This is a genomic window from Bradyrhizobium sp. LCT2 (assembly GCF_009931255.1).
Classification (GTDB): Bacteria; Pseudomonadota; Alphaproteobacteria; order Rhizobiales; family Xanthobacteraceae; genus Bradyrhizobium; species Bradyrhizobium diazoefficiens.
Genome location: NZ_CP034432.1, coordinates 6,205,471 through 6,229,696, shown reverse-complemented (window position 1 = coordinate 6,229,696; position 24,226 = coordinate 6,205,471). Strand labels below are relative to the sequence as shown.

Sequence of the window (24,226 nt, the reverse complement as noted above, 5' to 3'; positions counted from 1 at the left end):
GATCCTCCGATGACCGAGCAAGCCATTGTCGACCTGCGTGTCTACACCATCCGCCTGCGGAAGATGGCGGAGTTCATCGAGGTGTTCGACCGGCTCGCGATACCGGTCCAGCTCAAATATCTGGGGCGTCCGCTTGGCATGTTCACGAGCGCGGTCGGGCCGCTCAACCAGATCGTTCATCTCTGGGGTTTCCCCGACATGGGAGAGTTCGAGCGCCGGCACGCCGAGCGCGACAAGGATCCCGACTGGCCGGCTTACTTGCAAGCCTCAGAGCATCTCATCGTCGCGCAGGAGAACCGGCTGATCCGCAGGATCGAGCTGCTGTCCTTGTCCGGCCTCGCCACCTGAGGCGCCAATCGCCTTTCCAACCTTGGAAGCCCCGCATGGCATGGATCAATCTTTCCGCGAAAGTTGCCGTCGTCACGGGCGGTGGTGCGGGCATCGGGCGCGGCATTGCGCTCGGCCTTTCGGCGGTTGGCGCGACCGTCGTCGTGCTCGACCGCGACGAGGCCGGCGCGGCTGTCGCGGCGGAGATTAGCGCAAGCGGTGGCCGCGCGGAGTTCCTAGCCTGCGATGTCACCCGCGATGACAGCGTCGCGCGCGCCGCCGGCGAGGTGGCGGCGAAAGTCGGCGAAGCCACAATCCTCGTCAACAATGCTGGCACGATGTTGCCGGGCGGGCTCGACACCACGAGCATGGCGGATTGGGACCGCATTCTGTCATTGAACCTGACCGGTTACCTGCGCTGCGCGCGGGCCTTCGGAGAGCCGATGCTGGCGCGCGGCGCAGGCGCCATCGTCCATGTCGCATCGATCTCGGCCTCATTTCCGCAGAGCTACAGCGGCGCCTACAGCGTGAGCAAGGCCGGCGTGGCCGTGCTGTCCCGCCAGCTCGCGGTCGAATGGGGACCGCGCGGCGTACGCAGCAACGTCGTCAGCCCGGGCATGATCCGCACGCCGATGACCGAGGCCATCTATCAGACCCAGGGCGTGTACGAGGCGCGGCGGGCGTTGGTGCCGGCACGGCGCATCGGCCGCCCCGAGGACATCGCCGATGCGGTAGTCTTCCTCGCGAGCGAGCGCGCGAGCTACATCACCGGTGAGGAGATCGTCGTGGACGGTGGCTTCACCCGGACGCTGATGGGCACGATTCCGCGCCCGGGCTTCGAGAAGAGCTGAGCTCGGCAAATCGGGTCGAACGGGAGGGTGTGGTGCTGCTCGAGGGAAAGGTTGCCGTCATCACCGGCGCCGGCTCCGGGATTGGAGCGGCGATTGCGCGACTGTTTGCCGTCGAGGGGGCGAAAGTCTTGCTCGGTGATCTCGCCGAAGGCGGAGCCGCGCTTGCGGCCGGGCTTGCCGCCGATGGTCACGCGGCGGGCTTCCAGCATGTCGACGTCACCGATGAGGCCTCAGTCGCCGAGCTGATGCAGGCAGCCGTCACGCTGTTCGGCCGGCTCGACATCCTCGTCGCCAATGCCGGCATTCCCGAGCGCAAGTCGCCGATCCACGAGCTCGATCTCGTCGACTGGCGCCGCGTGATCGACGTCGATCTCACCGGGGTGGCGATCTGCAACAAGTTCGCCGCAGGCATCATGCGTGCGACCGGTGGTGGCGCGATCGTCAACATGGCGTCGATCCTTGCTCACGTCGGTCAGGAAAACAGCAACGCCTATTCGGCCGCGAAAGCCGCGGTGGTCAATCTCACGCGCTCAGTTGCGTTGACCTATGCGCTCCAGGGTATTCGCGCGAACTGCGTTTCTCCGGGCTATGTCGATACGCCGTTGCTGGCCAAGTTGCCGGAGGCGACCCGCCAGGCGATGCTGGTGCGGCAGCCGATCGGGCGCTTGGCGCGGCCTGGGGAGATTGCTGAGGTTGTGGCCTTTCTTGCGAGCGACAAGGCCTCGATCATCACGGGCGCGTGTGTCAATGCCGACGGCGGCTACACGGCAATCTAATTGATCGCGTCGCGCCGGCGTGGCTATGGCGCAGAGCTGACGATTTTGGATCAGCTTGGATTAGGCTAGCCTGAGTTAGCTCAACTTGGCCCATGATGGATTGGACCGAGAGTTCAAGTTCTTCAATAAGTTAGAGGGCGGCGTGTGCACGATGTGTGCACGGAGAGATCAACAAAAATCTACCGACACCCAATTTGGGGAGCCAACAGCGCTCCAATTTCTGGGCTGGTGACGACTGGTTTGTCTGCGGCAGTCCCGCAGACTGTCGCGTTCAAGACGTCTGGGTAGGTTCAAATCCTGTCCCGGCAACCAACGATCGATACTAAGTCGCCAAGAAGCCCGGCCTCCGGAAGGAGGTCGGGCTTCGTTTTGCCCGCAGCAAAGCTCAAGATCGCGGCCAGATCGCCATTGAGCACGATTCCTAGCTCGTTCCCGTCGGGCAGAAGCGTCATCCGCTCAACCAAGGAAGCCCATACGCCAGATACGAATAAGCAATAATGCCGGCTTGCTGCGAATTGTAGATCTGCGCGCGAGAATACTAGGACTCAGTTCTGACCTTGCGTGAGATGGACAAAGCTGAAGTCAAGATTTGCCCCGTCTTTGGCATGCTGCCGCTCTGCTTTGGTCAGGTTCACGACATCTCCTTTCGAGAACAGATCCAGTAAGAAGATCGGGACGTCGAGCGCATACGGCTCCTTGCGATGACCGTCAGCTCCAGCTCGAAAGGTGAGGACGGAGACGCAAATAGATCAGGGCGAAATTGGCACACTCAGATGGTTGGGGATCTCGAGATCGAAGGCGCGCCGGTGGAAGTCGCCTCGTGGGCCACGCGGATCATCGAGTGGACCGGTTTGGCCATCCAGTTAACCTCCTTGCGCGGCAAGCAATGCGCAGCAAAGTCCAGCTGCTCTCCTTTTTGTCGTGCTTAGCTTGAACCATCGATCCTCCCAATGGTGGAGGACTTTAGATAACGCTGATCCGTGCCTGGTAGTATCGGGCTGTTTCAGCACGGTGATCTATCATCTTCGCGCTGCGCCGCAGCAGGACTGTTGGCGCGTATCCAACAGCGGCTGTTGGCGCCGCGACACAAATCCGCTGGCACAAAAAATGCTGAGGCTGAAATCGCCGATGGCGCACCGAAGTTCGCCGGGGAGACGGAGGAAATGATGAGAGCCCAAGTATTGAGAGCCTACGACGAGAAACTTTCCAACGACCTTTGGGTCGGGGAAGAGATGGTGCCTGATCCGAAGTTGACGAAATCAACCGACGTCATTGTCCGCATAGGTGGTGCGGGCGTATGCCGAACCGACCTTCACATCGTCGAAGGCGTGTGGAAGCCGCACATGGATCCGAGCGGTGACAAGCTGCTTCCCCTCATTATGGGGCACGAAAATGCAGGCTGGATCGAAGAAGTTGGCAAGGAAGTCGAGGGACTAAAGAAGGGCGATCCTGTCATCGTCCATCCGAAGATCAGCGGCGGGACGTGTCTCGCCTGTCGCCGAGGATTCGACATGCACGGTCCTGGAACGTTCCCAGGCCTCGATTGCAACGGCGGCTATGCAGAGTTCCTTTGCACCTCAGAACGCAACATCGTCCCGCTGCCACGGACTTTGGCGCCAAAGGATGTCGCGCCATACGCCGATGCAGGCCTCACCGCCTATCGCGCTGTCAAGAAGGCCACGCGTCACCTTTTGCCAGGCGAATCTTGCGTTGTTATCGGTGCGGGAGGATTGGGCCACATCGGAATCCAGTGCCTCAAAGCGATGTGTGCGGCCGACATTATTGTCGTCGACAAGTCCGAAGCATCGCTGAAACTAGCCGAAAAATCGGGCGCCGATCATCTCGTGAAAGCTGACGGCAACGAAGTGGAAGCCGTTCTGGGTCTGACCGGCGGAAACGGTGCGGAAGCGGTGATCGATTTCGTCGGCGAGAAGGGGACGACGTCGAAGGGCCTGGCGATGACTCGTCCGATGGGCAGCTACTACGTCGTCGGTTACGGCGAAGACATTCGGGTGCCGACAGTCGACATGGTGATAACCGAGAAAAACATTATCGGCAATCTGGTCGGCACGTGGGCCGAACTAACCGAGTTGATGGCCCTTGCGGACCGAGATCTGGTTGAACTTGCCACGACCGAGTATCGCCTTGCGGACGCCAACAAGGCCTTGCACGATCTCAATGCAGGCGAAATTCATGGGCGGGCCGTGTTAATCCCTTGAAGGATAGCTGCATCATCCATCGCGAGCATGCATTTCCTCGCGATGGATCGAGCAAGCGGCCGTCGTCATGCCCGTGTGGTGTCGTCTGACGCCGTCACCGGAGCCCAGCTGCGTGAGATCTTATGCTGGTCAGGCGCTGCAACAGTTCAATCAGATCGGTTTCACACAAGCTCATATCGCAGTGCAAACACCGCAAGGGTGGAGGAGTGGTCTGATCTCCGGAGTCTCATTGTACGCCATCGTCTCAATTTGCATCGTTGTCAATCTCATATCGACAAGATCGCTTAGGAACGCCGCATGAGGTTCGTCCTCGTCAATGGCAGAACACCGTGGCTGAAGACGTTCTGCATGTCTTGCTGCGAGCCCATTCACGCTCACTATCTGAGAGAATTCAGTACCGGTCTCCCTTTCTGCGATCACGATTGCTACGCCCAGTACACCGAGCGCTGGATCGAGAAGGTTCGGCAATCAAAACGGTCGGCCGGTTTCGAGGACTATCGCTAGTCCGAATGGACCGGGCAACGAACCAGTCTCGTATGCGCGGCCTTCAACGTGAAAGACGCCTGTCGCATCGAGCGGACCGCGTTCGATTCCGAAAGCGCTCGACGTATTGCCCGGGGCAATTTCTGGCACTGTTGCAGCGCAAACATTGCGCCGCGAAGTGGCGGTCTCCGCGTTGCGCCGATTCTCATTTTGCAACTCTTGTCGCAGTTTGCATTTCCGCAGGTCGCTAACTGGGAGCCGCGAAGTCTCCGTCAGCGCCGATCCTCACCTCCGGCAATCAGAAATCAATTTGGCGGGGCAAGAGAGCGCTGGCACGCCCATTGCAAAGCTGTTTGGCACAACAACGCTGACTGCTCCGTCCGGGGCGAGCCGCGAAAAGAACGAGGGAAGGGGATGTCAAGCTGAGGGCGAACCTTGCGCGGGGTCACTCAATTGCGATCGGAGGACGGCTGGGTCCGAAGATCGCTCCTGATCATCCCTGAGGTGTTCCACAGTCATCCTGAGACCCTTGCCGATATCAAACGTCCGGCCGCGCAAACGGTCGCGAGGTGGCCCGTAACGCACGGGTAAGCACTGCTCGGTCCGCGAAGGTCCAGGCAGGCGGAATATCGATGTGGTTTCTGACCCGATCAGGAGGAAAGACGAGATGTCTGGAACGCTAACACTCAACAAGATCACCGCCCAGCGCGGCATTTCCGTCGGTGAGGCTGCAAAGAAGATTGCAGATCTCGGATGGAATCCGTCCTACGTCCAGGAAGCGATGACCTTCCCCACCGACTACAAGATCACGAAGGCGCCCAAGGATCCGATGAAGCAGGTCCTTCGCTCCTATTTCCCGATGCAGGAGGAAAAGGACAACCGCGTCTACGGCGCCCTCGATGCCGCGCTTCGCGGCGACATGTTCCGCAACGTCGAGCCACGTTGGGTCGAGTGGATGAAGCTGTTCCTGGCGATCATCCCGTTCCCGGAAATCTCGGCGGCACGTTCCATGGCGATGGTCGGGCGCCTCGCACCCGGCGAAGATCTCCGTACTGGCTTCACCATGCAGATGGTCGACGAATTCCGTCACTCGACCATCCAGATGAACCTGAAGAAATGGTACATGGAGAACTACATCGACCCGGCCGGCTTCGACATCACGGAGGAGGCGTTCGGCAAGTGCTACGCCACCACGATCGGTCGCCAGTTCGGTGAAGGATTCATCACCGGTGACGCCATCACGTCGGCGAACGTCTACTTGACCGTCGTCGCCGAGACGGCGTTCACCAACACGCTGTTCGTCGCCATGCCGTCGGAGGCGGCGCGCAACGGCGACTATGCGCTGCCAACCGTGTTCCTCTCGGTTCAGTCGGACGAGAGCCGCCACATCGGCAACGGCCACTCGATGCTGATGTCGATGCTGAAGGAGCCGGAGAATCACCTGCTGCTCGAGCGCGACATGCGCTATGCCTTCTGGCAGAACCATGCCATCGTCGACGCGGCGATCGGGACGTTCATCGAATACGGCACCACGAACCGCGACAAGAACAAGGAGTCCTACGCGGAGATGTGGCACCGCTGGATCTTCGAGGACTATTACCGGACCTATATGCTGCCGCTCGAGAAGTACGGCATCAAGATCCATCATGACGACGTGCAGGCCGCCTGGAAGCGGCTGACCGAGAAGCACTACGTCCACAAGGTCGCCCAGTTCTTTGCCGTCGGCTGGTCGGCGAACTTCTGGCGTATCGAGGCGCAGACTGAAAAGGACTTCGAGTGGTTCGAGCACAAGTATCCGGGCTGGTATGCGCAGTTCGGCGAGTTCTGGAAATGGTACGAGAAGCTGTCGCATCGGGGTCAAACCAACATCCTGTTCAACAGCGACGTCGGCTACGTCTATCCGCATCGTTGCTGGTCGTGCCTCGTTCCGTGCCTCATCCGTGAGGACATCGTCACCGACGAGATCGACGGCAAGCTGCACACCTTCGCCCATGAGCTCGATCGGTGGACGGCCGTCGAAGCGTTCGCCGGCGAGTACCAGGGTCGTCCGACCCCGGCGATGGGGCGGTTCAGCGGCCGTCGCGAGTGGGAAAGCGTCTACCACAATGTGGATATTGCCGACGCCATCAAGGATCTCGGCTTCGTGCGCACGGACGGCAAGACCTTGGTCGCGCAGCCGCATTTGCGCTTCGACCAGAAGGAAATGTGGACGCTCGACGATGTCCGCGGCCACATCCTCAAGAGCCCGCTACAGACGCTGCGGGAGATGAGCCCGGCCGACCGCGAGAAGCATCTCGCCGAGTATCGCAAGGGATTCACTATCAATCCCTGCAACTAAGTGAGACGGAAGGGGCCGGCTGCGGCCGGCTCCTTCCCGATCGCTCCCCGGAAGATATGAAAGCGTTCGTTTGAGGAGGCCCCTATGGGCGCGCCCGCTAATGTCGTTCGCCTGCAACCGGTAGGCATAGAGTTCGAGGTCGAGGAGAACGAAACTGTTCTCGACGCTGCGTTTCGCCAAGGGATCGCGCTGCCGCATGGCTGCAAGGAGGGGCAGTGCTCGGCGTGCAAATGCGTCCTTACCGGAGGCGATGTCGAGTTGAAGAAATACTCGACGTTTGCCCTGAACGAGATGGAGCGAGGCCAGGATTACATCCTGCTCTGTCGGACCTTGGCATACTCGGATCTGGAGGTGGAGCTCCTCAACTATGACGAGGAAGTGCTGTCGAAATCGATTCCCGTCAAGGATTTCACGGGCACCGTTACGAGCGTCTCTGCGCTGACCCATGACATCCGCCGCCTCGAAATCACACTGGAGCAACCTCTGAAGTTCTGGGCGGGTCAATATGTCGACATCACGCTCCCGGGGCCAGAGACGATTACGCGCTCGTTTTCCATGGCAAATTCGCCGGGCGAAAGCCAAAATCTCGCGTTCATCATCAAGAAGTACCCCAATGGGCGCTTCTCCTCACGACTCGACGGAGATCTCGCCGTCGGAACCGAAGTCGGAATCAAAGGACCCTACGGGACCTGCTTCCGACGAGAAAACAAAACGGGAGCCATGATCCTGGTCGGTGGCGGATCCGGAATGTCGCCGCTGTGGTCTATCCTGCATGATCACATCAGCTCCGGGGAAGTTCGTCCGGTGCGCTTCTTCTACGGAGCCAGGACGCAGAACGATCTCTTCTATCTCGACCATTTCGCGGAGCTCGCCGGCAAGCATCCGGAGTTCACCTTCGTCCCGGTTCTCTCCCATGCGGCCGACGACACAGCCTGGGGCGGAGCAAAGGGCTTCGTGCATGAGGCAGTCGGAGAGCACCTTCGCGGGGCGGACTATGGTGAAGACGTCGACGTCTATGCCTGCGGACCATCGCCAATGATCGAGGCGCTGACGCCAGTGTTGCAGATGAGCGATGTCGAGTCGGACCGCATCTTCTTCGACAAGTTCACGCCGGCGAACAACTAAGACGCCTCGACCGCCCAACGAGCTAGAGCCCAACAACAGGAGGAGGAAGACGACCATGACTGCCGTTCAAACCGTATCAGCCAAATCCGGTGCAGCAGGTTCTGCGGTGTTTCCGGATTCGGATAGCCGCAGATACCGCTATTTCGAGCCCCGCAGCAAGCGAGCCACGCACTACGAAGACGTGACGGTCGACGTGCAGCCGGATCCGGAACGATACCTGTTGCAGGACTGGATCATCTCTTTCCCCAACGGCAAGGGTGCATACACCAAGGACAACACGGGGGCCCTCAGCTCGAATTGGCATGCGTTCCGTGCTCCCGACCAGGAATGGGAGCGCACTCACTACCAGCGCCAGTCCAAGATCGAAGCCATGGTCCAGGCCGTGATCGCCAACGGTCGCAAGTCCGGGGCACCGAAGAGCTTCGACAAGGCCTGGATCAAGATCTTGCAGAACCATCTCGGTGCGTGGAAGCACGCCGAGTTCGGTCTCGGCACGTCGCTGATGCAGGCTCAGCGTTACGGCTACACCCAGATGATCAACAATGCGACGCTGACGAACTCGTCCTACAAGCTTCGCCTTTCACAGGATATTACGCTGTATCTCGCCGAGATCGGAATGGACATTCCGGGCTTCGACGACACGGCCGGCAAGCGCGTCTGGTTGGAAGACAAGGGCTGGCAGGGAACGCGGGAAGCGATCGAGTCGATCATGGGCTCGGCCGACTATCTCGAGCAGTATTTCGCCACCAACATCGTGTTCGAGCCGCTGGTCGGCGAACTGTTTCGCAGCGGCTTCCTGATGCAGGTAGCCTCGTCTAACGGCGACTTCATCACGCCGCCGGTGATTTCGTCCGCGGAAGCGGACTATGAGCGCAATCTCGCGAACACGATCGACCTGATGCACCTTCTGGTGACCGACAATCAGCATGGCGCCCACAACAAGAAGCTGTTCCAGGGGTGGGTGAACAAGCATGTTGCGCTCGCCAACAAGGCGGCCGCCGGCCTGCAGCCGATCTGGTCGCAGCCGCATTCGAAGCCGGTGCAGTACGCCGATGCGCGTGCGCAGTCGGTCGAACGCATCAAGAAGATTCTCGGCGAGCTCGGCCTCACCCTTCCCAAGGAGTAAATTGCAATGTCCGTCGTTTCCAGATCTGCGACCAACCAGAATATCTTCCAGAAGATGGGGGACCTTCGTTTCGAGCAAACGATTTCCCATCAGTGCGGCGTCACCATGAATGACAGCGTCGAGGCGCGCGCCATCGCCGAGTTCATGGCGAAGAAGCCGAACGTGACAGTGACCTATCAGCCGGCCCTGATCCGCATCGACGGCGAGGGAAAGCTGACTTTCAAGATGGATGAAATCAGCGAAATTCTCGGGAAGGAAATGACGGCCGAGATCTTCGAAGTTAATACCTCGACCCACTACGGACGGATGGTGCGTATCGACGACAACACGGTGACGCTGTTCGGAAACATGGACGAGGTCTTCGAATACATCGAGTGAGTCTCCATCGCCTCCCTGACTGGGCGGGGCCGCATCCCCAGCGGCTATGGCCCCGCCGCTTCTCGAAGTGGTCTCGCCCGACCACCGCGCTTCGTTTGATCGACTAGAGCCAACCAGGAATTTCCGGAGAGCAACATGTTCATAACTCCCACCGGCGAGGAAGTGTTCGTTATCGACGGCCATACCCATTTTTGGGACGGAAGTCCGGCGAATCAGCTCAACGTCCACGGCAAGCAGTTCATCGACTGCTTCTACGCCTACCACACCTCGCTCAGCCCGAAGGACAAGCTCTGGCCGAAGGAGCAGTTCGAGAAATACAGCGCCGACCAGATGTACCACGATCTGTTCGTCGACGGTCCTGACGACATGGCCGTCGTTCAGTCGACCTACCTCACAGAGTTCTACAAGAACGGGTTCAACACTATCGATCGCAACGCCGAGATGGCGAAGAAGTACAAGGACCGCTTCATCGTCAACGGCGCCTTCGATCCACGGGATGGCGAGAGGGCGCTCGAGTACATCCACTACATGAAGGAGACGTTCGGCATCAAGGGTGTCAAGCTCTATACCGCCGAGTGGAAGGGTGACTCGCGTGGGTGGAAGCTCACGGATCCCAACGCCTATCGCTGCCTCGAGCTCTGCCAGAAGCTCGGCATCACCAACATCCATGTCCATAAGGGGCCGACGATCATTCCGTTGGACAAGGATGCGTTCGATGTTCACGACGTCGACCATGCCGCGACGGACTTCCAGGGCTTGAATTTCATCATTGAGCATTGCGGTCTGCCGCGCCTCGATGATTTTTGCTGGATCGCGGTGCAGGAGACGAACGTCTACGGCGGCCTCGCGGTGGCGTTGCCGTTCATCCATGGACGGCCGCGCTATTTTGCCGAAGTGATCAGCGAACTGCTGTTCTGGGTCGGCGAGGACAAGCTGCTTTTCGGGAGCGACTACGCGATCTGGACGCCGCGCTGGCTGGTCGAGAAGTTCTGGAATTTCGAGCTGCCGGAAGATTTGAAGCAGGAGCACGGCGTCGACCTCACCCCGCAGGCAAAGAGGAAGATTCTGGGCCTCAACGCCGCACGTCTCTATGGAGTCGACGTCGAGGCGCAGAAGGCGAAGCTCGGGCAGAAAATCCACGCGACGGCAGCGGAGTAGAGCCGATGAACGCGCTCCATCAGCATGATCGCAAGACCAATGAGGTGTGGGAGCGCCTCGCGCTGGTCACGGATCCCGAGCTGGACGAACCGGTCACCGAGCTTGGATTCGTCGAGCGGGTCACGGTCGATCATGTTGATGGAGTCGACATCGTCTTTCGCCTGCCGACCTACTGGTGTTCGGCGAACTTCGCGTTCCTTATGGCCGACGATATGCGTCGGGCGGTGTCCTCGCTGCCTTGGGTTCGCGAAGCCCGCCCGCAGCTTCGGGACCATATGGTCGCCGAGGAGATCAACCGGGGCGTCCGCGAGGGTAGGTCGTTTGGCGAGGCGCTCAAGGATTTCGCAAGCGGCGGTTCACTTGACGATCTGCGGGAGAAATTCCGCCGCAAGGCGTTCGAGCGGCGCCAGGAGGTCATGATCCTGGCATTGCGCGGGCTGGGTTATGAGGATCCCGCGATTTGCCGCATGAGTCTGAGCGCGTTTGACGCGATCAACTTCGACTCGGAAGAAGTTGCGCGCCAGAAGCCGCGCTATCGCGAGCTTCTGGTTGAGCGGCGCCTCGCCGATCTCCCGGCCGACCCGGCCTTTGTTACCTACGATGGGGCCCCCATCAAGCGCCACGAAATGGCGTCGTATTTGCAGCGCTTGCGAGGCGTGCGCATCAACATGGAGTTCAACAGCTCGTTATGCCGGGGCCTTCTTGCGGTGCGCTATCTCGAGCTGGACGCGGATCGCGCGGAGCAGACGCCAGCTCCGTGCGGAGGTTGCGGCAGTGGCTGCGCCGTGCGGTCTTCCGGATCGCCTGCAATGAACAAGCATTCCGCGGCGCTTGCGTGAGGTCGCGCTGATACGCGTGCGACCTGTGGGTGCCGACAAATCGGAGCGGACATCAAGTTCGCCCGGCCTGACGACCGAGAAACGATCACGTGGGAGTGAAACGCAATGCCAAAAGTCTTGCTGCATGACATAGAAGCTCGCCGCGCTCTTGCGCGTGGAGTCCAGAAGCTGGCCGCCGCGATCGAATCGACGCTCGGTCCCAAGGGCATGAACGCGATGGTCGACAGGCCGATCGGCACGCCCATCGTGTCGCGCGATGGCGTTACCATCGCCTCCGAGATCGAATTGCCGGATCGCTTCGAGAACATGGGCGCCCAGGTGGTACGCGAAGTCTCGATGCAGACCAACGAAGTCGCTGGCGACGGTACGACGACGGCGATGGTACTCGCGAACGGTCTCATTCAAGGCGGCGTCGCGGCCCTCGAGCGCGGCGCCAAGGCGGTCGATCTCTGCAAGGGGATCGACCGCGCCGTCGAAGTCGTCGTCGAGAGCCTGAAGAGTGCGGCAATTCCGGTCTCGGACCGCAGGACGCTACGGGCGGTGGCAACGATTGCGTCGACCGACTCTCATCTGGGCGATCTAATCGCCGAGGCGGTCGAGCGCGTCGGCAAGGATGGTATCATCAGTTCCGACTACGGGTTGACCACGAGTACGACGCTCGAGGTGGTCGAGGGCATGTCGTTCGACCGTGGCTACATTTCGCATCACATGGTAACGGACGTGGAGAAGATGGAGGTGGTGCTGGAACAGCCCTACATTCTCCTGACGGACCTGAAAATCAAGGCGCCGGGCGAGTTGGTGGCGGTGCGCGCGAGGGTCGCGGAGACCGGGAAGCCGCTTGTCATTGTCGCCGAAGAGATCGCCCCGGAAGTGGTTGTCACGCTGCTCGGCGAAGGCAACCGCGGCAAGGTTCTGGTGGTCAATCCGCCCGACTACGGCCACTGGCGCAAGGCCATGATGGATGACCTCGCCATCATCACCGGGGGGCGGGTCATCGCCCGCGAACTCGGGGGCATGCTGGAAGAGGCGAGCCTTGCCGACCTCGGCACTGCGCGGCAGGTTCGGGCCAGTGCGCGCGAAACGGTGATCATCCGGGGCGGCGGGGACGATGCGGCGATCGCCGCGCGCCGACAGCAGGTGGCCAAGCAGCACGATCTGGCGCCGCCGAACATCGAGCAGGACAAGCTCAAGGAACGCCTGGCTAAGCTCTCGGGTGGGACCGCCGTGATCTTTGCGGGCGGCGTCACGCCGGTCGAGCAGAAGCGTACGATCCAGTTGATCGACGATGCGCTCAGCGCGGCGCGTGCTGCGGCCGAGGAGGGCATCGTGCCGGGGGGCGGGACGGCATTGGCGCAGTGCGCGCCGGTGGTGGTGCGCGCCCTCGGCAACATCAACGGAGACCTGGGTGAAGGCATCAAGCTGGTGCGCGAGACCCTGTCGCGTCCTGCCGCTTTCATCGCCCGAAATGCCGGCCATGATGCGGCGAAGGTTGTGGCCGAGCTGCAAAGTTCGCGGGCCGGGGTCGGGTTCGACGCTGCAAACGGCGTGTTCATCGACATGGTATCTGCCGGCATCGTCGACCCGGTCAGGGTGACGTATACCGCGCTTCGAAATGCCGCTTCCGTGGCCACGCTGGTGCTGACGACCAACACGCTGGTTGCCGATGTGCCGGAGTATGTCGATCCGACGCAGGGTCCTGCGTTGGGCGGCGGGGCAGAAAAGCTTGGGCGGGCCTGAAGCAGATGAACGCGGTTCGCGTTCCGACAGGGCGTCAATGGCCGACGTGGCGCGCCAAATACGGCGATGGCTTGACCGTCACGATCGAATGAATGGACGGTGACAACGATCTGGAAACAGCTACAATCTTGCGAGCTTCGGCATGAGCCCGAAGGAGGCAAATCATAAGCCTCCACGGTCATCCGACCAGCCGGGGCAGGAGGAACCGGGACATGGCCTACATCATCTCCAAGCGCGACGGTCCGCACCGCGAAGAGCTCAAGGCGAAGGACTTCCTTCAGAAGAACCGCACGAAGATCAATTCGCTCGCCAATCATCTGACGCTCGGGCGCTGGCAGGAGTTGCGCAATCCGACGCCTCCCTCTGAGCCTCAGCCGTCGGGCAAGCTTTGGTCCACGCCTCGGGCTCGCCCGAGGGAGATCGAGCCCTATGTTCGGATCAGCTATAACGGCCGCGTCGTGATTGCCGATCTCGCGTCAGGGCGGCAACTCCATTTTGTCGGTGAATTGCGCGGCGGCGGGCAATCGCGACACTTCGCTCTGGCGACGCGAGAGAATGGGATCTTCGAGCCGCTCGATGTCGAATTGCACAGGGTCCTGATAGACCTTGAGGGAGTGAGCGTACCCGATGAGGCGTCGGAAGCGCGCCTGGAGCAGATCATCTCAGGCCGTCTCGGTTTGGATGCGATCGCCAGAACGGTCGAATGATCTGCGTAAGCCGAGCCGGTGAGAGCACGATCTCATTGGCCCGGCTCATGTCGTTTCTGCTGATCAAGCTGCTGTTTGCCAATATAGGTTTGGTGCTCCAATGCTGACGGAAACCTTCATGGCTAAGCCGCCGTTTTCCCTGGAAGGCTACAAAATCCCGGAGGCCGCGGATGCGGAGCAGGGACGGCCGTACGATGAACGGGAGACCAACAAGGCGTGGGAAAACTTCCTGACATTCGGAGATGCAAAGCGCGAGAGCGCTCTGGTGCGAGGCATCATCGAAGAATCATGGCAGCGCAGCATCAAGTCGGGGGTCAACGCCCATTGCAGGGGCAGCAGCTTCGTGACTTCGCCGGACGATCTCTATGAGCTGCGTCTGAAGAACGATGATCTGCTAGGCTCCAGCGCCCAGACTTTCCGCCGCGTTGCGGAAGTACTTGGCGATGCGGCCACAATGCTGGTCATCACCGACAGGAATGGTGTCGTGCTTGATGTCGGGGGCGATCAGAGGACGATCGATGCCGGGCACGATATTCGCCTCGAAGTCGGCGCCGCCTGGGGAGAGACGGTGACCGGCACCAACGGCATTGGCACGGCGCTCGTCACAGGAAAGCCGGTTCATGTCCACGCCGCGGAGCATTTTTCCGAGGGCATCAAGGCCTGGACCTGCGTCGGTAGCCCCATTCGTAGCCCGATCGACGGCAGCATCATAGGCATCATCGATTTTTCCGGCCCCCAGGCGATCTTTCATCGTCACAATGTCGCGCTGGCGGTGATCGCGGCCAATCATATTGAGCTTGCGCTCTCGGAGAAGATCCGGCTCGAAAGAATACGCCTTCTCGAGGCAAGCATTTGTCGAATGCCAGGGATGGGCAGTGCCGACGGCGTGGTGATCCTGGATCGGTTTGGTCGGGTCGTCCATCACAACGATATGGCGTCGGCTCGCTGGCGGCGGATCACGCAGTCTCGTGAGTTGAGCATTGGGTCACAGATCCTTCCAAGTCGCGAAGGCCTGTTGGGCGAAGACTTGGCCGAGGGGTTGCCCGAGGAGCTGCGCGAGCAGCGGATCGAGCCACTGATCGTTGACGGGGTCGTGAAGGGCGCAATGCTCGTGCTTGCTTCGAAGCCGCGAACCCATCCTGCTGCATCCGAGATGTCGCCGACAGCCCGCACTGCCCTGATGTCGGCAAAGGAAGCGATCGTCGGATGCAGCGAGGCACTGCTGGACGTGGTGCAGAAAGTTGAGCGGGCGGCCCTCGGCCGGACCGCGATCCTGCTCGAGGGCGAGACGGGCGTCGGCAAGGAACTGTTCGCCCGCCTGGTTCATGCCGCCAGTCTGAAGACGGGCAAGGAGCCGTTCGTTGCCTTCAATTGCGGTGCGGTGTCGAAAGAGTTGCTCGGCGGCGAATTGTTCGGGCATGCGCCGGGCGCTTATACCGGCGCTACGCGCGAGGGAAGGCCCGGGCGGTTCGAATTTGCCAATGGCGGCGTGCTCAGCTTAGACGAGATCGGCGAGATGCCGATGGACCTGCAACCCTACCTGCTCCGTGTGCTGGAAGAGCGCGCGGTGTACAGACTGGGTGACAGCAAGGCGCGCCCGGTGGACGTTCGGCTGGTGGCGTCGACCAATCGGAATTTGAAGCAGGAAGTGGCCGAGGGACGTTTCCGCAAGGATCTGTACTTCCGGATCGGCGTCGTCAAGTTCACCATCCCGCCGCTCCGCGATCGGCTGGGCGATGTCGAGATCCTGATCGATCACTTCAACAGGCAATTCGCCACGATCTACAGCACCCAGCCGCTGCGGTTCGAGGCGGCCACTATGGAGTTGCTGCGCCGCTATTCCTGGCCGGGAAACGTTCGCGAGCTGCGTAATCTGATTGAGAACCTCGTGCTGATGACGATCACCGGCATCGTCACTCCCAGGGACCTGCCAGAGGATTTCGTGGAGGTGGCGCCGGCTCAACCTCCCTCAATCTCCGTGCAGTCGGAGAAAAGCGCGACGGGATCGGAGAGTGACGAGATCGCGCGCTTTGACGAGATGGAACGTCGTGCCATCGAGAGAGCCGTCGCAAACGCCGGCGGCAATATTGCCGCTGCCGCGGAAAAGCTGGGGCTTTCGCGCGCTACGCTGTACCGCAAGTTGCACCAATACCGTTCCCGGACCTAGCGATCGGGGGCTGGCATGGCGGCTGTCTGGGATGAACAAAAGGGCGGGGAAGGTCCGGCCCCCGCGGCGACGCTGGCCTCGCAGATCCTTGCGCGCGCCGACCGCGACGTCACTTTCGTGATGCGCCTGGTTGGCGAAAGCCAAAGCTTGCTGGTGCGACATTTCATCATGTTCATCGAGACCGAGCTCGCAAAGCGCGGCATGAGCTACAGCGTACATCCGCTACTGCGCCCTTTCGTCGAAACGCATGCACGCGAGCTGTCGGATTTCGTATTGCAGGGTATCGGCTTGCGGCATCGGTTCGGCCTCCAGACCATCGAGACGATGGCGGGCGATCCTGCGCGGTTGCTGAGGGTCGATTTGTGGGACTCGCTGCAATCTCACGTTAATGACGCGCAGCAACACTTCGTATCCGATGCCCGGGGCCTCCAGCGGATCCTGGATCAAATCGAATCGAGCGCATGAGTGTCGATCCGGAAGTCCTTGTCGAAATGCTGAAGGAGCGGTTGTTCGTCGTTCAGCAGATATCGGCCGCTCAATCGTGGAACCTTCTGAACCGTCAGCTTGCTGGTGGAGCAGAATTCGAGATTCAGAGGATTGAGCAGGAGATTGCGGCGACAGGCGGTTCGCATGCGTTCGCCTACGCTATCGAGGAAGCGCACGAGCGCTTGAAAGAAGCAAAGGCCGGAATGGCAACATGCGACGCCCAATGCGCCGCGCTGGAACGACGCCTTGAAGAACTCGACAGGTGTATTGCGACCGGCAGGTGAGACGACCGATGGACACGATGGAAGCTGAGACCGCTACGCTCTATGAACTGCTTGGTCGGCATTGGACCATGGGGGCGCTCGTTACGAACGCGACGTTCGACGCTGCGGGACAGGCAGTGGCGTTCGCGCTTGCAGACGGCTCTCTAGCCATCGCTCCGCTGGCCGATAGCGATCCGCCGAAAGATCGCTATCGTATGGCCTTGGACGGCGGCCGGTCGACGATCTCCCCGCGGCGGAATCCGGTCCCGCCGTTGACGAAAGTCGTCATCAGTGATGCTTCGCTTCATCTCGCCTCGATCGAGCCTTCGGGCTTCATCGCAAGCGATGGCAGCCAGTTATTGCATGTGTCGGCATCCGGTGTCACCCGACAAGCCGCGAAGCTCGGGGCACCGATTGATCTCGTCGCCCCGGTGCATGCCGGCGGCATTCTGGCTGCTTCCGGCGAGTCGGTCATATACTGCGATTCCAACGGCGAGGTCGGATGGCTTCAGAAGCGTGCGGGAGGCCGTTCATCCGCGATGGCCGTCTCGCCAGACGGTCGGAGCTTCGCGATAGGAGCTGACGGTTGCCTGCTCGTGCGTGCCTTCGGACCGCGGCCTGAGCCCACCGTCTCAATGGCCTTGGGCTCAATCTCGAGCTTGTCGTGGAGTCCCGACGGAAGCTGGTTGGCGATGTCCGTCGCAGAAGTTGGCATCGTGCTGTTGCGCCTTGCCGATGCGCGGACCGTCCGGATGTCCGGCTATCCTGCGGGCGTTACGTCTCTTTCGTGGAGTGCAGACTCGCGCGTTCTTGTTACGAGCGGGGCCTACCGCTTGATCGCATGGGACGTTTCCAGCCTCGACGACGGAAGCAAGCAGCCGACGAGCCTCAGCACCGGTCGTGGCGGATTCATCCTCGTCAAGGCGGTAGATATGCACCCCGGGCGTCCCCTGGTCGCGGCAGGGTACAGCGACGGCAGGGTCGTCGTCGCGAGGATCGGACATCCCGACGAATTGGTTGTCAAACCGCCCGGTGGGGGCGCCGTCCAAGCCCTTCGATGGTCCGCCGATGGCCAGCATCTTGCAGTCGGAACGTGCGGCGGAGAAGCGGCGATCGTGACGTTTCCGCCGCAAATCTTCAAGTAACAGCGAACCGGGGCGGAGAGCCTTGCGAGCACCAGGAGGAAATCTATGACAGTAGCACGATTGCTAAATGAAGCCGAAAGTAAGGATCAGTTCTTCAAAGAGCTGGCGGAACTATCGGAGCGCATGATCGCCGCGCACGGAAAAGAGTTCTCGATGGGCGCCTTGGTGCTGGCGGCGAGGTTCATCGTCGAAAATAGGGCGTTCGAGCGAAGCGCAGCAACACAGTGACGTGTCGTCTTACTGCATACGATCGCGGCAGCGGCGGGTGCGGTAGGCCATGGCGGAGCTATTTTCGTCAAACACGCCGAGCGGACGTGCCCCTCTAGTGCCCCGGCTTTTCCGGGGCACGTAGTCGAACTTGACCATTCCCAGCTCGATGACTTCGTCTTCATGTTGATCTAGGCCAGTCGTCTCGACATCAATCAGGATGCCAGTTTTGGTCACTTGCTCGTCGGATGGAGTGAAAGCTTCCCGACGCACCAAGCGCCGAAGCACACGATGGTCGGAGGATTTGGCCAATGCCTCGGCCATGGCGGCCAGGGGCAGGTCCTCTAGCATTGGGGGTTTCGATCCTCGGGCTACAGCTGCCCCGCATCGCGGCTGGATCTATCACGGAGGCTCAGTTGGCGCTTACCCGGAGTTATTCTTAGAAAGCGTTCTATTACGTAAATAGCTGATTTTACCGGCGCGCCGGACACGAGTCGAACGTGTGACCTTTGCCTTCGGAGGCAATTGTCACTCTTCGCGGCCAGCGTTGGAATGGCGCGTTCAAGCAAGCACAAGAGCCGGGTGTCGCGCGCTCTCACAACCACCGATTCCCGGGCGGCGCAGTTTGCAGCCGAAGGTGCGGAGGTACGATTGTCGATATGGCGGGCTCGGGCCTTATTTGCTGGAGCTAGCTCAAACTTGGCCCATGATGGATCGGAGCGAGAGTTCAATATCTTCAGTTGGTTAGAGGGTAGCATGTGCACGACGTTTGCACTGGGAGATCAAGAAAAAGTCTCTTCACAGCTAACGTGATCAGGCCTGGGGCACCTTCAAGAAGACGCTCGCTATATCGGCGACCACTTCCAATAGTTGCTCGACAACCCCGTGACCGACCGGGCGACAATCCCGAATTCGACACAATAGGCGCGGATCAAGTTGATGACGGCAGTCTGCTGGCGGATGAAGCGACGGTGTGCGCCAGTTATCCATCGGTAAGGCGTCCCGCGTGTTGCGCAGATCTTCCCGTCATCACATCCACGATCCAGGCTTCTCCGATCAAACGGTTCAGCTCTTAGATCCCTACTCAGTTCATCTGTGCAAACGTAGGCTTGCTCTCTGTGCTGTCGATGATACCGCGAATTTCTGCGTCCCTCGCGATCAGGCTCGACATCCGCCAGAACAGATGCGCGAGCCGGGTGAAGATCAACCGCTCGCGCTCCGTGGGGGTGGCGTCGTCAGGGACGGTCACGGTCTCAAGCCCGACCACGCGGCGGCAGTCCGGCCAGATCGCGATCGATTGCGCGATCGCCGAAAAGCAGCGCGGGTCCTCGCTGTCGTCGTGCGACGCCGGAAGACCGGGATACTGCACCGGCGCGACATGGAATTTGTAGGCGCCGTGGCCGAGCCGGAGCAGGAATTTCTGGGACACGGGAATGTCATTGGCAAAGGAGACCAGGCGGGCGTCACGCAGGATGTCGGGTGCGATGGCGGCAAGATCCTGGGCGGAGAGCGCGGAGCAGAAGGCGAGATCCGGATTAAACTCGCGCAGCAGATTTGCGAGCGGGCGCTGCTGCTGGACGGTCTGGGTAAGCAGGATGATGGTCTTGAGCATGGCGCTGATGTCCGTCAGGGAAAGGGATGGCGGGCGGTCATGACCGCGTGATCGGCGGGGTGATGTGCATGCGCGGCGAAGAAATCGCGCGGGATCGACTGGCCCGGCGCAATCTCAAGGATGCGATAGCGCGCCTGCTGTGCCACCGCCCGGGCCGCACCGAGATCGTCCTTCAGGGCGCACAACGATAGCTCGAAGCGCTTGTATCCGCCGCAATCGGTTGCAAAGGCGCCGGTTACGGCCTCCACCATGGCGGCCACGGCGCGGGCGTCATTGGCCTCGATGTCGCGCAGGATCACGGCGACGCCGTTCTCGTTGGCGGCTTCCGACGTCATGACCATGAAGGCGTCGCGCGCGCCGGTTCGGCCCGCACGGCGCGCTGCGCGGACGAGGCCGGCGAAGCCCGGATCGGGGCCGAGGCTGGTCGTCGTGGTCTGCTCGCTGTGCAGGATGGTGGCGCGTGCGGCGGCGAGGTCGCCTTTCATGGCGTGGTAGGAGCGCGGCAGCCACACCGTGTCGAGCGGCCCTTCCGAGGAGGTGAGGCCCCAGGCCTGGTCGAGCAGATAGCCGTCCCAGATTGACGGATATGACGCCGCGAGATGGTGCCAACTCCGCAGCAACTGCCCGGCGCGCGCGGTGCGGCCGAGATAAAGCGTGCGCGCCGACATTTCCCAGCGGTTCCATTTGTGGAGCGCGACGTCGCAGCCGAGCGCCGACGGCAGCAAGGGCGCCTCGCACAGGGTTGCGCCGGCTTCGACGAACAGTAGCGGCTCGCTGTAGCGTTGCCACATCCGGGCCAGGAACTCGGCCTTCTCGAAACAGAGCACTTGTTCGCCGAGCTCGGCCGCGACCGGCTCGATATGCGAATCGAGCTCCAACTCGTCGAGCGATCGGCGCAGGCTGCGAATGTCGTCGGGATCGCTGCCGAATGGATAATAGGAGACGATGCGCGGCCGGATCGTGGCGCCATCGGCGCTCGCTGACAGCTTTGACCAGCCGATGCCGCCCCACCACAATTCGTGCGGGCCCTCGGCGCTCGGGCTGACCGTGCCAAACTCGGTGAGTTTCGACTTGAGGAAGTCGAAGCCGGGATTTTCGCCGAAGGGAATGGCGACGGCGCAGCCGGAATGCAGCGAGCGATAGAACAGCTCGGCCGCGGCACCGCTCGGCGGCTCCGTCAGGACGATGACCCCGCCGTGACGCAGCCCCTCATAATGGCCGCCGAGCGTCGGAGCGCCGTAGCGGTCCACCAGCCAGGCGAGGCGGTTCCGCTGGATCCGGCCGAGCCGGATGTTCGCCGACCGCAGGAGGTTGTCGAGCTTTGCGTGCGTGTCGTCGGTCAATTCCCGTGCCCCCTTGCGTCATGCCGGCCCGTACACTCCAACGGCCGAGGGGGTTAATCCGGGCGCACTAATCGCGATGGTCCGCGTGACCGAGTGGGGTGATGGCCACCGAATAGATCGCGATCTCGCGTGCCAGCGGGCCGACCGGGATCTGCAGGCGACCTTCGTCGTCCGTAGCGTGATAGGAGGCTCCGGTCAGCGTCAGGCCCGCATAGGTCAACCGTTCCGCCGGGACGCCCGCCACGTCCTGGCTCTCGGCGGCGTCGCGAACGCTGTCGCCGAGCTGCATGGTCACGCCGTGAAGCTGACCGTCGCGCGCGGCCTTCGCCAGCGGCAGCGCGATCATGGCGATGGCCATGGCGCGCGATACCGGAATGCGCAGGCGCAGTTCGCCAAGTCCGGTGCGGAACATGGTGACGGTTTCGACCGCGGCGTCACCATTCGCCCGGAACAGTCCCACCTGCAACGCGCCGCAAGGCGTCTCCTCGAAGACATCGGCGGGCAAGCGGTTCGCTCCGAACAAGGCGTAGAGATAGGCGTGCGACGGGGACAAGCCAGCAAAGCTGCCCGCAAGCCACATCGGCGGCGCGGCCGAGGTGCACGCGGCGGTTAGGCCTCGCGCGGTGAGTTGATCGCGGATGAAGCCCGTGTCGAGCATCGGCGCCAACGCGTGCGTCCCGAGGTTGATGTCGTGCTTGAGCTCGCCGAGCAACGCCAGTTCGTCGTCGTCCGGGAGCAGCAGGAGCCGCGCCAACGTCGCCGCGCTCCAGCGCGCTGCGATATCGGGCGCCGCATGGGGCTCGAGCCCGATGGCGGCAGCAATTTTGCCAGCGTTTGCCGCATAGGCGAGCGCGCCCGCCTGGATCTCCGAGGCCAGAGCAATCTGGACTCCCGGTCGCGGATTGATCTCGCGCAGCACCTGCGCGCCGTCGTAATCGCGCACCGAGCCGTCGGCAGAGCAGCAGATCTGCTCGAGTAGGGCCACGTTGCGGATCAGCATGCGCTTGACGTGCGGGGTGACCACGAGATCGGAGATGAAGCCTTTAGCGGTATCGCAGTCGGCAAGATCGTCAAGAGTGTCGTCAAGCGAGATCAAATAGGCGCCGTGCAGGCGGATCGCGATGCCCTCCTGGTCGAAGATGCGGCGCAGCGCCTTCTGGACGCTGCCGGAATAGCCGAGATCGGCCAGCACGAGATCGGTGCAGCGATCGAAATCCGGGATGACATGCCGGAGATAAGCAAGCAGCCGGGCGCGCTGGCCTGCGGCAAGCTTGGTGATCTCCCGCGCGTCCATCAGCTCGGGCAGGGCATCCGCCAGCGCAGCGCCGGTCGCGATCCCGTTGGGACATTGTGCGAAGAAGTCCGCGACTGCTGATGGCAGCACTTTCAGCATGTCGCGAAAGGTCGGCGCGTCGATCTTCAAGACTTTTCCGAGCAGGTCGAGCAGCGGCTGCATGGTGTCAGCCGAGGCGATCAGGCTGACGCGGCGGTTGATTTCGACATAGGCGGATGCGGCGTCACGACCGCTGTGCCAAATCCGGTGCGACAGAAAGCCGTCGCGCCCGAGGAAGCCGACGGCGACCCGCCGGCCGGGCTCCTCGAGCTCCGCGCAGCGATCAGCAACGAAGACGTCGAACGCCGTCATGATCGGGCCGAGGACCGTCAACCCCAAGTGATAGGCCGGCGGCCTCTCCGCGCTGCGCGCCGCCACCATGCGCCGCAGCGTACGCGCGCCATGGTCAAGCCGCGCAGGCTGCCCCGGGCACAGCAGCTCGAATATCGCGGTCTCGCGCTGGAATCTTGACGCGAGTTGCTGACCGGCCTGCGGATAATAGCGCGGGCGGATGCCGTGGCGCTTCGCGCCCTTGATGTCGGCGCGGTCATTGTCGCCGATATGAAAGGATGCTGCCGGATCAACGTTCTGCTCAGTGAGGTATGTGAGGTATGTTGCGAACAACGTTTCGCTCTTGCTGCTGCCGTGGTCGCAGGACGCATAGAGGAAGTCCCAGGACAATCCCGGACGGCAGGCGCGCAACAGGCGCGCGAGCTGGTCCGAGTTCCAATAGGTGTCGGAGATGAACCCGACCCGATGGCCCAAATGCTTCATGTCCAGATATTGCCGGAGCATGTCCGGGTTGACGCGGCAGAGCTCGAGCTCGGCCTCGAACTCGGCGTCGACGAGATCGCGCAGATGTGCGCGCTTCAGGCCGAACAGCCTGAACGGAAAGAAGGAATAGATGTCGTCGATGTGCACTTCGCTGGTCCCCCGCGTCTCCTTCGCGGTCCGGCGTGCACGTGATTCGGCCTGCATGCGATGCTGAACGAAACTGGCGGAAACATTCGGACAAGTTCTTGAAATGCCCGATAGCTCGTAAGTCCTTTCAAACACACCATCCGGCGTCGTGCAGGCGCGCATCAGAAACGTATCGAAAACATCGAACGACCAAGCAGAAACAATTTGCGCGCGACGCTGTGCGTCGACCGTTGCGACGTTCATCCCGAAATTCTCCGCCAATCGAAGCGATCAACGTGCGTGCGGACGAATTCAGGCGTGCGATGGCGAAAATAATCGATGTGCGATTCGAAATCGCGCATCTCGCGCCTGACAGAATAGAAAAATCCGCTAGGTTCGAATTGTGATTCGGCAAAAACTGCCGAGTGAAAAAGTTGTCTCGCGTTCGTTTCCACTCGGAAACAATCGATCATTCGCACGCGTGTCGCGTGATGGGTGCGATCAGTTCAGTGCCGCGTAATCACAGCGTTTTTGTGCAGCTCTGTTCGAGATGAATGATCCGCGATGATGCGAGACGATGTCGATGATTGCAGAACGAGTGCGCGCTTCGCCGCACGCCGTCGGCAATCTTTGCCGGCCGGCCGGCAAAAGCTTCCAACTAACATCTTGAAAAATAACAAAAATTATGCGCCTGGATTGTTTTCGC

The 24,226-nt window shown here is 61.3% G+C and carries 22 protein-coding genes; 17 read left to right on the top strand and 5 right to left on the bottom strand.

Annotated features, from left to right (window positions below; all coding sequences use genetic code 11):
- Positions 1 to 9: 9 nt before the first annotated feature.
- Genes EI171_RS29900 through EI171_RS29890 form a run of 3 tightly spaced genes read left to right on the top strand, consistent with a single transcriptional unit; the run spans position 10 to position 1,954 of the window.
- Entirely contained in the window at positions 10 to 348 is a 339-nt protein-coding gene (locus EI171_RS29900) for an NIPSNAP family protein (protein WP_011086452.1), read from the top strand.
- A 35-nt stretch (positions 349 to 383) separates the two neighbouring features.
- Positions 384 to 1,178, top strand: a complete 795-nt coding sequence (locus EI171_RS29895) for an SDR family NAD(P)-dependent oxidoreductase (protein ID WP_011086453.1) — start codon at positions 384 to 386, stop codon at positions 1,176 to 1,178.
- A gap of 32 nt (positions 1,179 to 1,210) precedes the next feature.
- On the top strand, positions 1,211 to 1,954 hold the full coding sequence (locus tag EI171_RS29890; RefSeq protein WP_038966228.1) for an SDR family NAD(P)-dependent oxidoreductase: 744 nt from the start codon (positions 1,211 to 1,213) through the stop codon (positions 1,952 to 1,954).
- A gap of 290 nt (positions 1,955 to 2,244) precedes the next feature.
- Here the strand turns inward: EI171_RS29890 and EI171_RS29885 are convergent, their stop codons facing one another.
- A complete protein-coding gene (locus EI171_RS29885; RefSeq protein WP_161535457.1) occupies positions 2,245 to 2,406 on the bottom strand; it encodes a hypothetical protein in 162 nt (53 codons plus the stop codon).
- A 714-nt stretch (positions 2,407 to 3,120) separates the two neighbouring features.
- Here EI171_RS29885 and EI171_RS29880 point away from each other — a divergent pair.
- The 14 genes from EI171_RS29880 (at position 3,121) to EI171_RS29815 (ending at position 18,353) form a co-directional block, all read left to right on the top strand.
- Complete coding sequence (locus EI171_RS29880) at positions 3,121 to 4,173, top strand: NAD(P)-dependent alcohol dehydrogenase (RefSeq protein ID WP_161537102.1); 1,053 nt, start codon at positions 3,121 to 3,123, stop codon at positions 4,171 to 4,173.
- Positions 4,174 to 5,323: 1,150 nt separating this feature from the next.
- Complete coding sequence (locus EI171_RS29875; RefSeq protein WP_038966206.1) at positions 5,324 to 6,994, top strand: aromatic/alkene/methane monooxygenase hydroxylase/oxygenase subunit alpha; 1,671 nt, start codon at positions 5,324 to 5,326, stop codon at positions 6,992 to 6,994.
- 84 nt (positions 6,995 to 7,078) lie between these two features.
- Positions 7,079 to 8,119 carry a 2Fe-2S iron-sulfur cluster-binding protein gene (locus EI171_RS29870; RefSeq protein WP_161535456.1) on the top strand — a complete coding sequence of 347 codons (1,041 nt, stop codon included), beginning with the start codon at positions 7,079 to 7,081 and terminating at the stop codon, positions 8,117 to 8,119.
- A 55-nt stretch (positions 8,120 to 8,174) separates the two neighbouring features.
- A complete protein-coding gene (locus tag EI171_RS29865; protein ID WP_028170759.1) occupies positions 8,175 to 9,245 on the top strand; it encodes an aromatic/alkene monooxygenase hydroxylase subunit beta in 1,071 nt (356 codons plus the stop codon).
- A gap of 6 nt (positions 9,246 to 9,251) precedes the next feature.
- On the top strand, positions 9,252 to 9,623 hold the full coding sequence (locus EI171_RS29860) for an MmoB/DmpM family protein (RefSeq protein ID WP_011086461.1): 372 nt from the start codon (positions 9,252 to 9,254) through the stop codon (positions 9,621 to 9,623).
- A 135-nt stretch (positions 9,624 to 9,758) separates the two neighbouring features.
- Complete coding sequence (locus EI171_RS29855; RefSeq protein WP_161535455.1) at positions 9,759 to 10,781, top strand: amidohydrolase family protein; 1,023 nt, start codon at positions 9,759 to 9,761, stop codon at positions 10,779 to 10,781.
- 5 nt (positions 10,782 to 10,786) lie between these two features.
- Entirely contained in the window at positions 10,787 to 11,620 is an 834-nt protein-coding gene (locus EI171_RS29850; protein WP_028170760.1) for an iron-sulfur cluster assembly protein, read from the top strand.
- A 105-nt stretch (positions 11,621 to 11,725) separates the two neighbouring features.
- Positions 11,726 to 13,357: a molecular chaperone GroEL gene (locus EI171_RS29845; protein ID WP_161535454.1), complete on the top strand. Its 1,632-nt coding sequence runs from the start codon at positions 11,726 to 11,728 to the stop codon at positions 13,355 to 13,357.
- Between the two features lie 212 nt (positions 13,358 to 13,569).
- Positions 13,570 to 14,064 carry a hypothetical protein gene (locus EI171_RS29840; RefSeq protein ID WP_011086465.1) on the top strand — a complete coding sequence of 165 codons (495 nt, stop codon included), beginning with the start codon at positions 13,570 to 13,572 and terminating at the stop codon, positions 14,062 to 14,064.
- Between the two features lie 100 nt (positions 14,065 to 14,164).
- Positions 14,165 to 16,231, top strand: a complete 2,067-nt coding sequence (locus EI171_RS29835; protein ID WP_028170763.1) for a sigma-54-dependent Fis family transcriptional regulator — start codon at positions 14,165 to 14,167, stop codon at positions 16,229 to 16,231.
- A gap of 15 nt (positions 16,232 to 16,246) precedes the next feature.
- Positions 16,247 to 16,696, top strand: a complete 450-nt coding sequence (locus EI171_RS29830) for a hypothetical protein (protein ID WP_161535453.1) — start codon at positions 16,247 to 16,249, stop codon at positions 16,694 to 16,696.
- Positions 16,693 to 17,001 carry a hypothetical protein gene (locus EI171_RS29825; protein WP_028170765.1) on the top strand — a complete coding sequence of 103 codons (309 nt, stop codon included), beginning with the start codon at positions 16,693 to 16,695 and terminating at the stop codon, positions 16,999 to 17,001. The genes EI171_RS29830 and EI171_RS29825 overlap by 4 nt, the downstream gene beginning before the upstream one ends.
- Positions 17,002 to 17,009: 8 nt before the next feature.
- Positions 17,010 to 18,125: a WD40 repeat domain-containing protein gene (locus EI171_RS29820; protein WP_161535452.1), complete on the top strand. Its 1,116-nt coding sequence runs from the start codon at positions 17,010 to 17,012 to the stop codon at positions 18,123 to 18,125.
- Between the two features lie 45 nt (positions 18,126 to 18,170).
- Positions 18,171 to 18,353, top strand: a complete 183-nt coding sequence (locus EI171_RS29815; RefSeq protein ID WP_028170767.1) for a hypothetical protein — start codon at positions 18,171 to 18,173, stop codon at positions 18,351 to 18,353.
- Positions 18,354 to 18,362: 9 nt separating this feature from the next.
- Here the strand turns inward: EI171_RS29815 and EI171_RS29810 are convergent, their stop codons facing one another.
- The 4 genes from EI171_RS29810 to EI171_RS29795 form a co-directional block, all read right to left on the bottom strand.
- Positions 18,363 to 18,683, bottom strand: coding sequence for an exonuclease domain-containing protein (locus tag EI171_RS29810; RefSeq protein ID WP_161535451.1), 321 nt, complete (start codon positions 18,681 to 18,683; stop codon positions 18,363 to 18,365).
- 733 nt (positions 18,684 to 19,416) lie between these two features.
- On the bottom strand, positions 19,417 to 19,944 hold the full coding sequence (locus tag EI171_RS29805) for a hypothetical protein (RefSeq protein ID WP_161535450.1): 528 nt from the start codon (positions 19,942 to 19,944) through the stop codon (positions 19,417 to 19,419).
- A 14-nt stretch (positions 19,945 to 19,958) separates the two neighbouring features.
- The gene (locus EI171_RS29800; protein ID WP_161535449.1) at positions 19,959 to 21,287 is read right to left on the bottom strand and encodes a hypothetical protein; all 1,329 of its coding nucleotides are present in this window, start codon (positions 21,285 to 21,287) and stop codon (positions 19,959 to 19,961) included.
- A gap of 67 nt (positions 21,288 to 21,354) precedes the next feature.
- Positions 21,355 to 23,784 (bottom strand): hypothetical protein, encoded by a 2,430-nt coding sequence (locus EI171_RS29795; protein ID WP_161535448.1) that lies wholly within the window; start codon positions 23,782 to 23,784, stop codon positions 21,355 to 21,357.
- Between the last annotated feature and the right edge of the window lie 442 nt (positions 23,785 to 24,226).

What these genes read in the sequence shown, in the direction of transcription:
- EI171_RS29885 (WP_161535457.1), bottom strand. Translation starts at nt 2,406, where the DNA reads ATGACGCTTCTGCCCGACGGGAACGAGCTAGGAATCGTGCTCAATGGC.
- EI171_RS29815 (WP_028170767.1), top strand. Translation starts at nt 18,171, where the DNA reads ATGACAGTAGCACGATTGCTAAATGAAGCCGAAAGTAAGGATCAGTTC.
- EI171_RS29795 (WP_161535448.1), bottom strand. Translation starts at nt 23,784, where the DNA reads ATGAACGTCGCAACGGTCGACGCACAGCGTCGCGCGCAAATTGTTTCT.
- EI171_RS29860 (WP_011086461.1), top strand. Translation starts at nt 9,252, where the DNA reads ATGTCCGTCGTTTCCAGATCTGCGACCAACCAGAATATCTTCCAGAAG.
- EI171_RS29895 (WP_011086453.1), top strand. Translation starts at nt 384, where the DNA reads ATGGCATGGATCAATCTTTCCGCGAAAGTTGCCGTCGTCACGGGCGGT.
- EI171_RS29865 (WP_028170759.1), top strand. Translation starts at nt 8,175, where the DNA reads ATGACTGCCGTTCAAACCGTATCAGCCAAATCCGGTGCAGCAGGTTCT.
- EI171_RS29840 (WP_011086465.1), top strand. Translation starts at nt 13,570, where the DNA reads ATGGCCTACATCATCTCCAAGCGCGACGGTCCGCACCGCGAAGAGCTC.
- EI171_RS29825 (WP_028170765.1), top strand. Translation starts at nt 16,693, where the DNA reads ATGAGTGTCGATCCGGAAGTCCTTGTCGAAATGCTGAAGGAGCGGTTG.
- EI171_RS29810 (WP_161535451.1), bottom strand. Translation starts at nt 18,683, where the DNA reads ATGCTAGAGGACCTGCCCCTGGCCGCCATGGCCGAGGCATTGGCCAAA.
- EI171_RS29870 (WP_161535456.1), top strand. Translation starts at nt 7,079, where the DNA reads ATGGGCGCGCCCGCTAATGTCGTTCGCCTGCAACCGGTAGGCATAGAG.
- EI171_RS29820 (WP_161535452.1), top strand. Translation starts at nt 17,010, where the DNA reads ATGGACACGATGGAAGCTGAGACCGCTACGCTCTATGAACTGCTTGGT.
- EI171_RS29900 (WP_011086452.1), top strand. Translation starts at nt 10, where the DNA reads ATGACCGAGCAAGCCATTGTCGACCTGCGTGTCTACACCATCCGCCTG.
- EI171_RS29855 (WP_161535455.1), top strand. Translation starts at nt 9,759, where the DNA reads ATGTTCATAACTCCCACCGGCGAGGAAGTGTTCGTTATCGACGGCCAT.
- EI171_RS29835 (WP_028170763.1), top strand. Translation starts at nt 14,165, where the DNA reads ATGCTGACGGAAACCTTCATGGCTAAGCCGCCGTTTTCCCTGGAAGGC.
- EI171_RS29830 (WP_161535453.1), top strand. Translation starts at nt 16,247, where the DNA reads ATGGCGGCTGTCTGGGATGAACAAAAGGGCGGGGAAGGTCCGGCCCCC.
- EI171_RS29875 (WP_038966206.1), top strand. Translation starts at nt 5,324, where the DNA reads ATGTCTGGAACGCTAACACTCAACAAGATCACCGCCCAGCGCGGCATT.
- EI171_RS29805 (WP_161535450.1), bottom strand. Translation starts at nt 19,944, where the DNA reads ATGCTCAAGACCATCATCCTGCTTACCCAGACCGTCCAGCAGCAGCGC.
- EI171_RS29850 (WP_028170760.1), top strand. Translation starts at nt 10,787, where the DNA reads ATGAACGCGCTCCATCAGCATGATCGCAAGACCAATGAGGTGTGGGAG.
- EI171_RS29880 (WP_161537102.1), top strand. Translation starts at nt 3,121, where the DNA reads ATGAGAGCCCAAGTATTGAGAGCCTACGACGAGAAACTTTCCAACGAC.
- EI171_RS29845 (WP_161535454.1), top strand. Translation starts at nt 11,726, where the DNA reads ATGCCAAAAGTCTTGCTGCATGACATAGAAGCTCGCCGCGCTCTTGCG.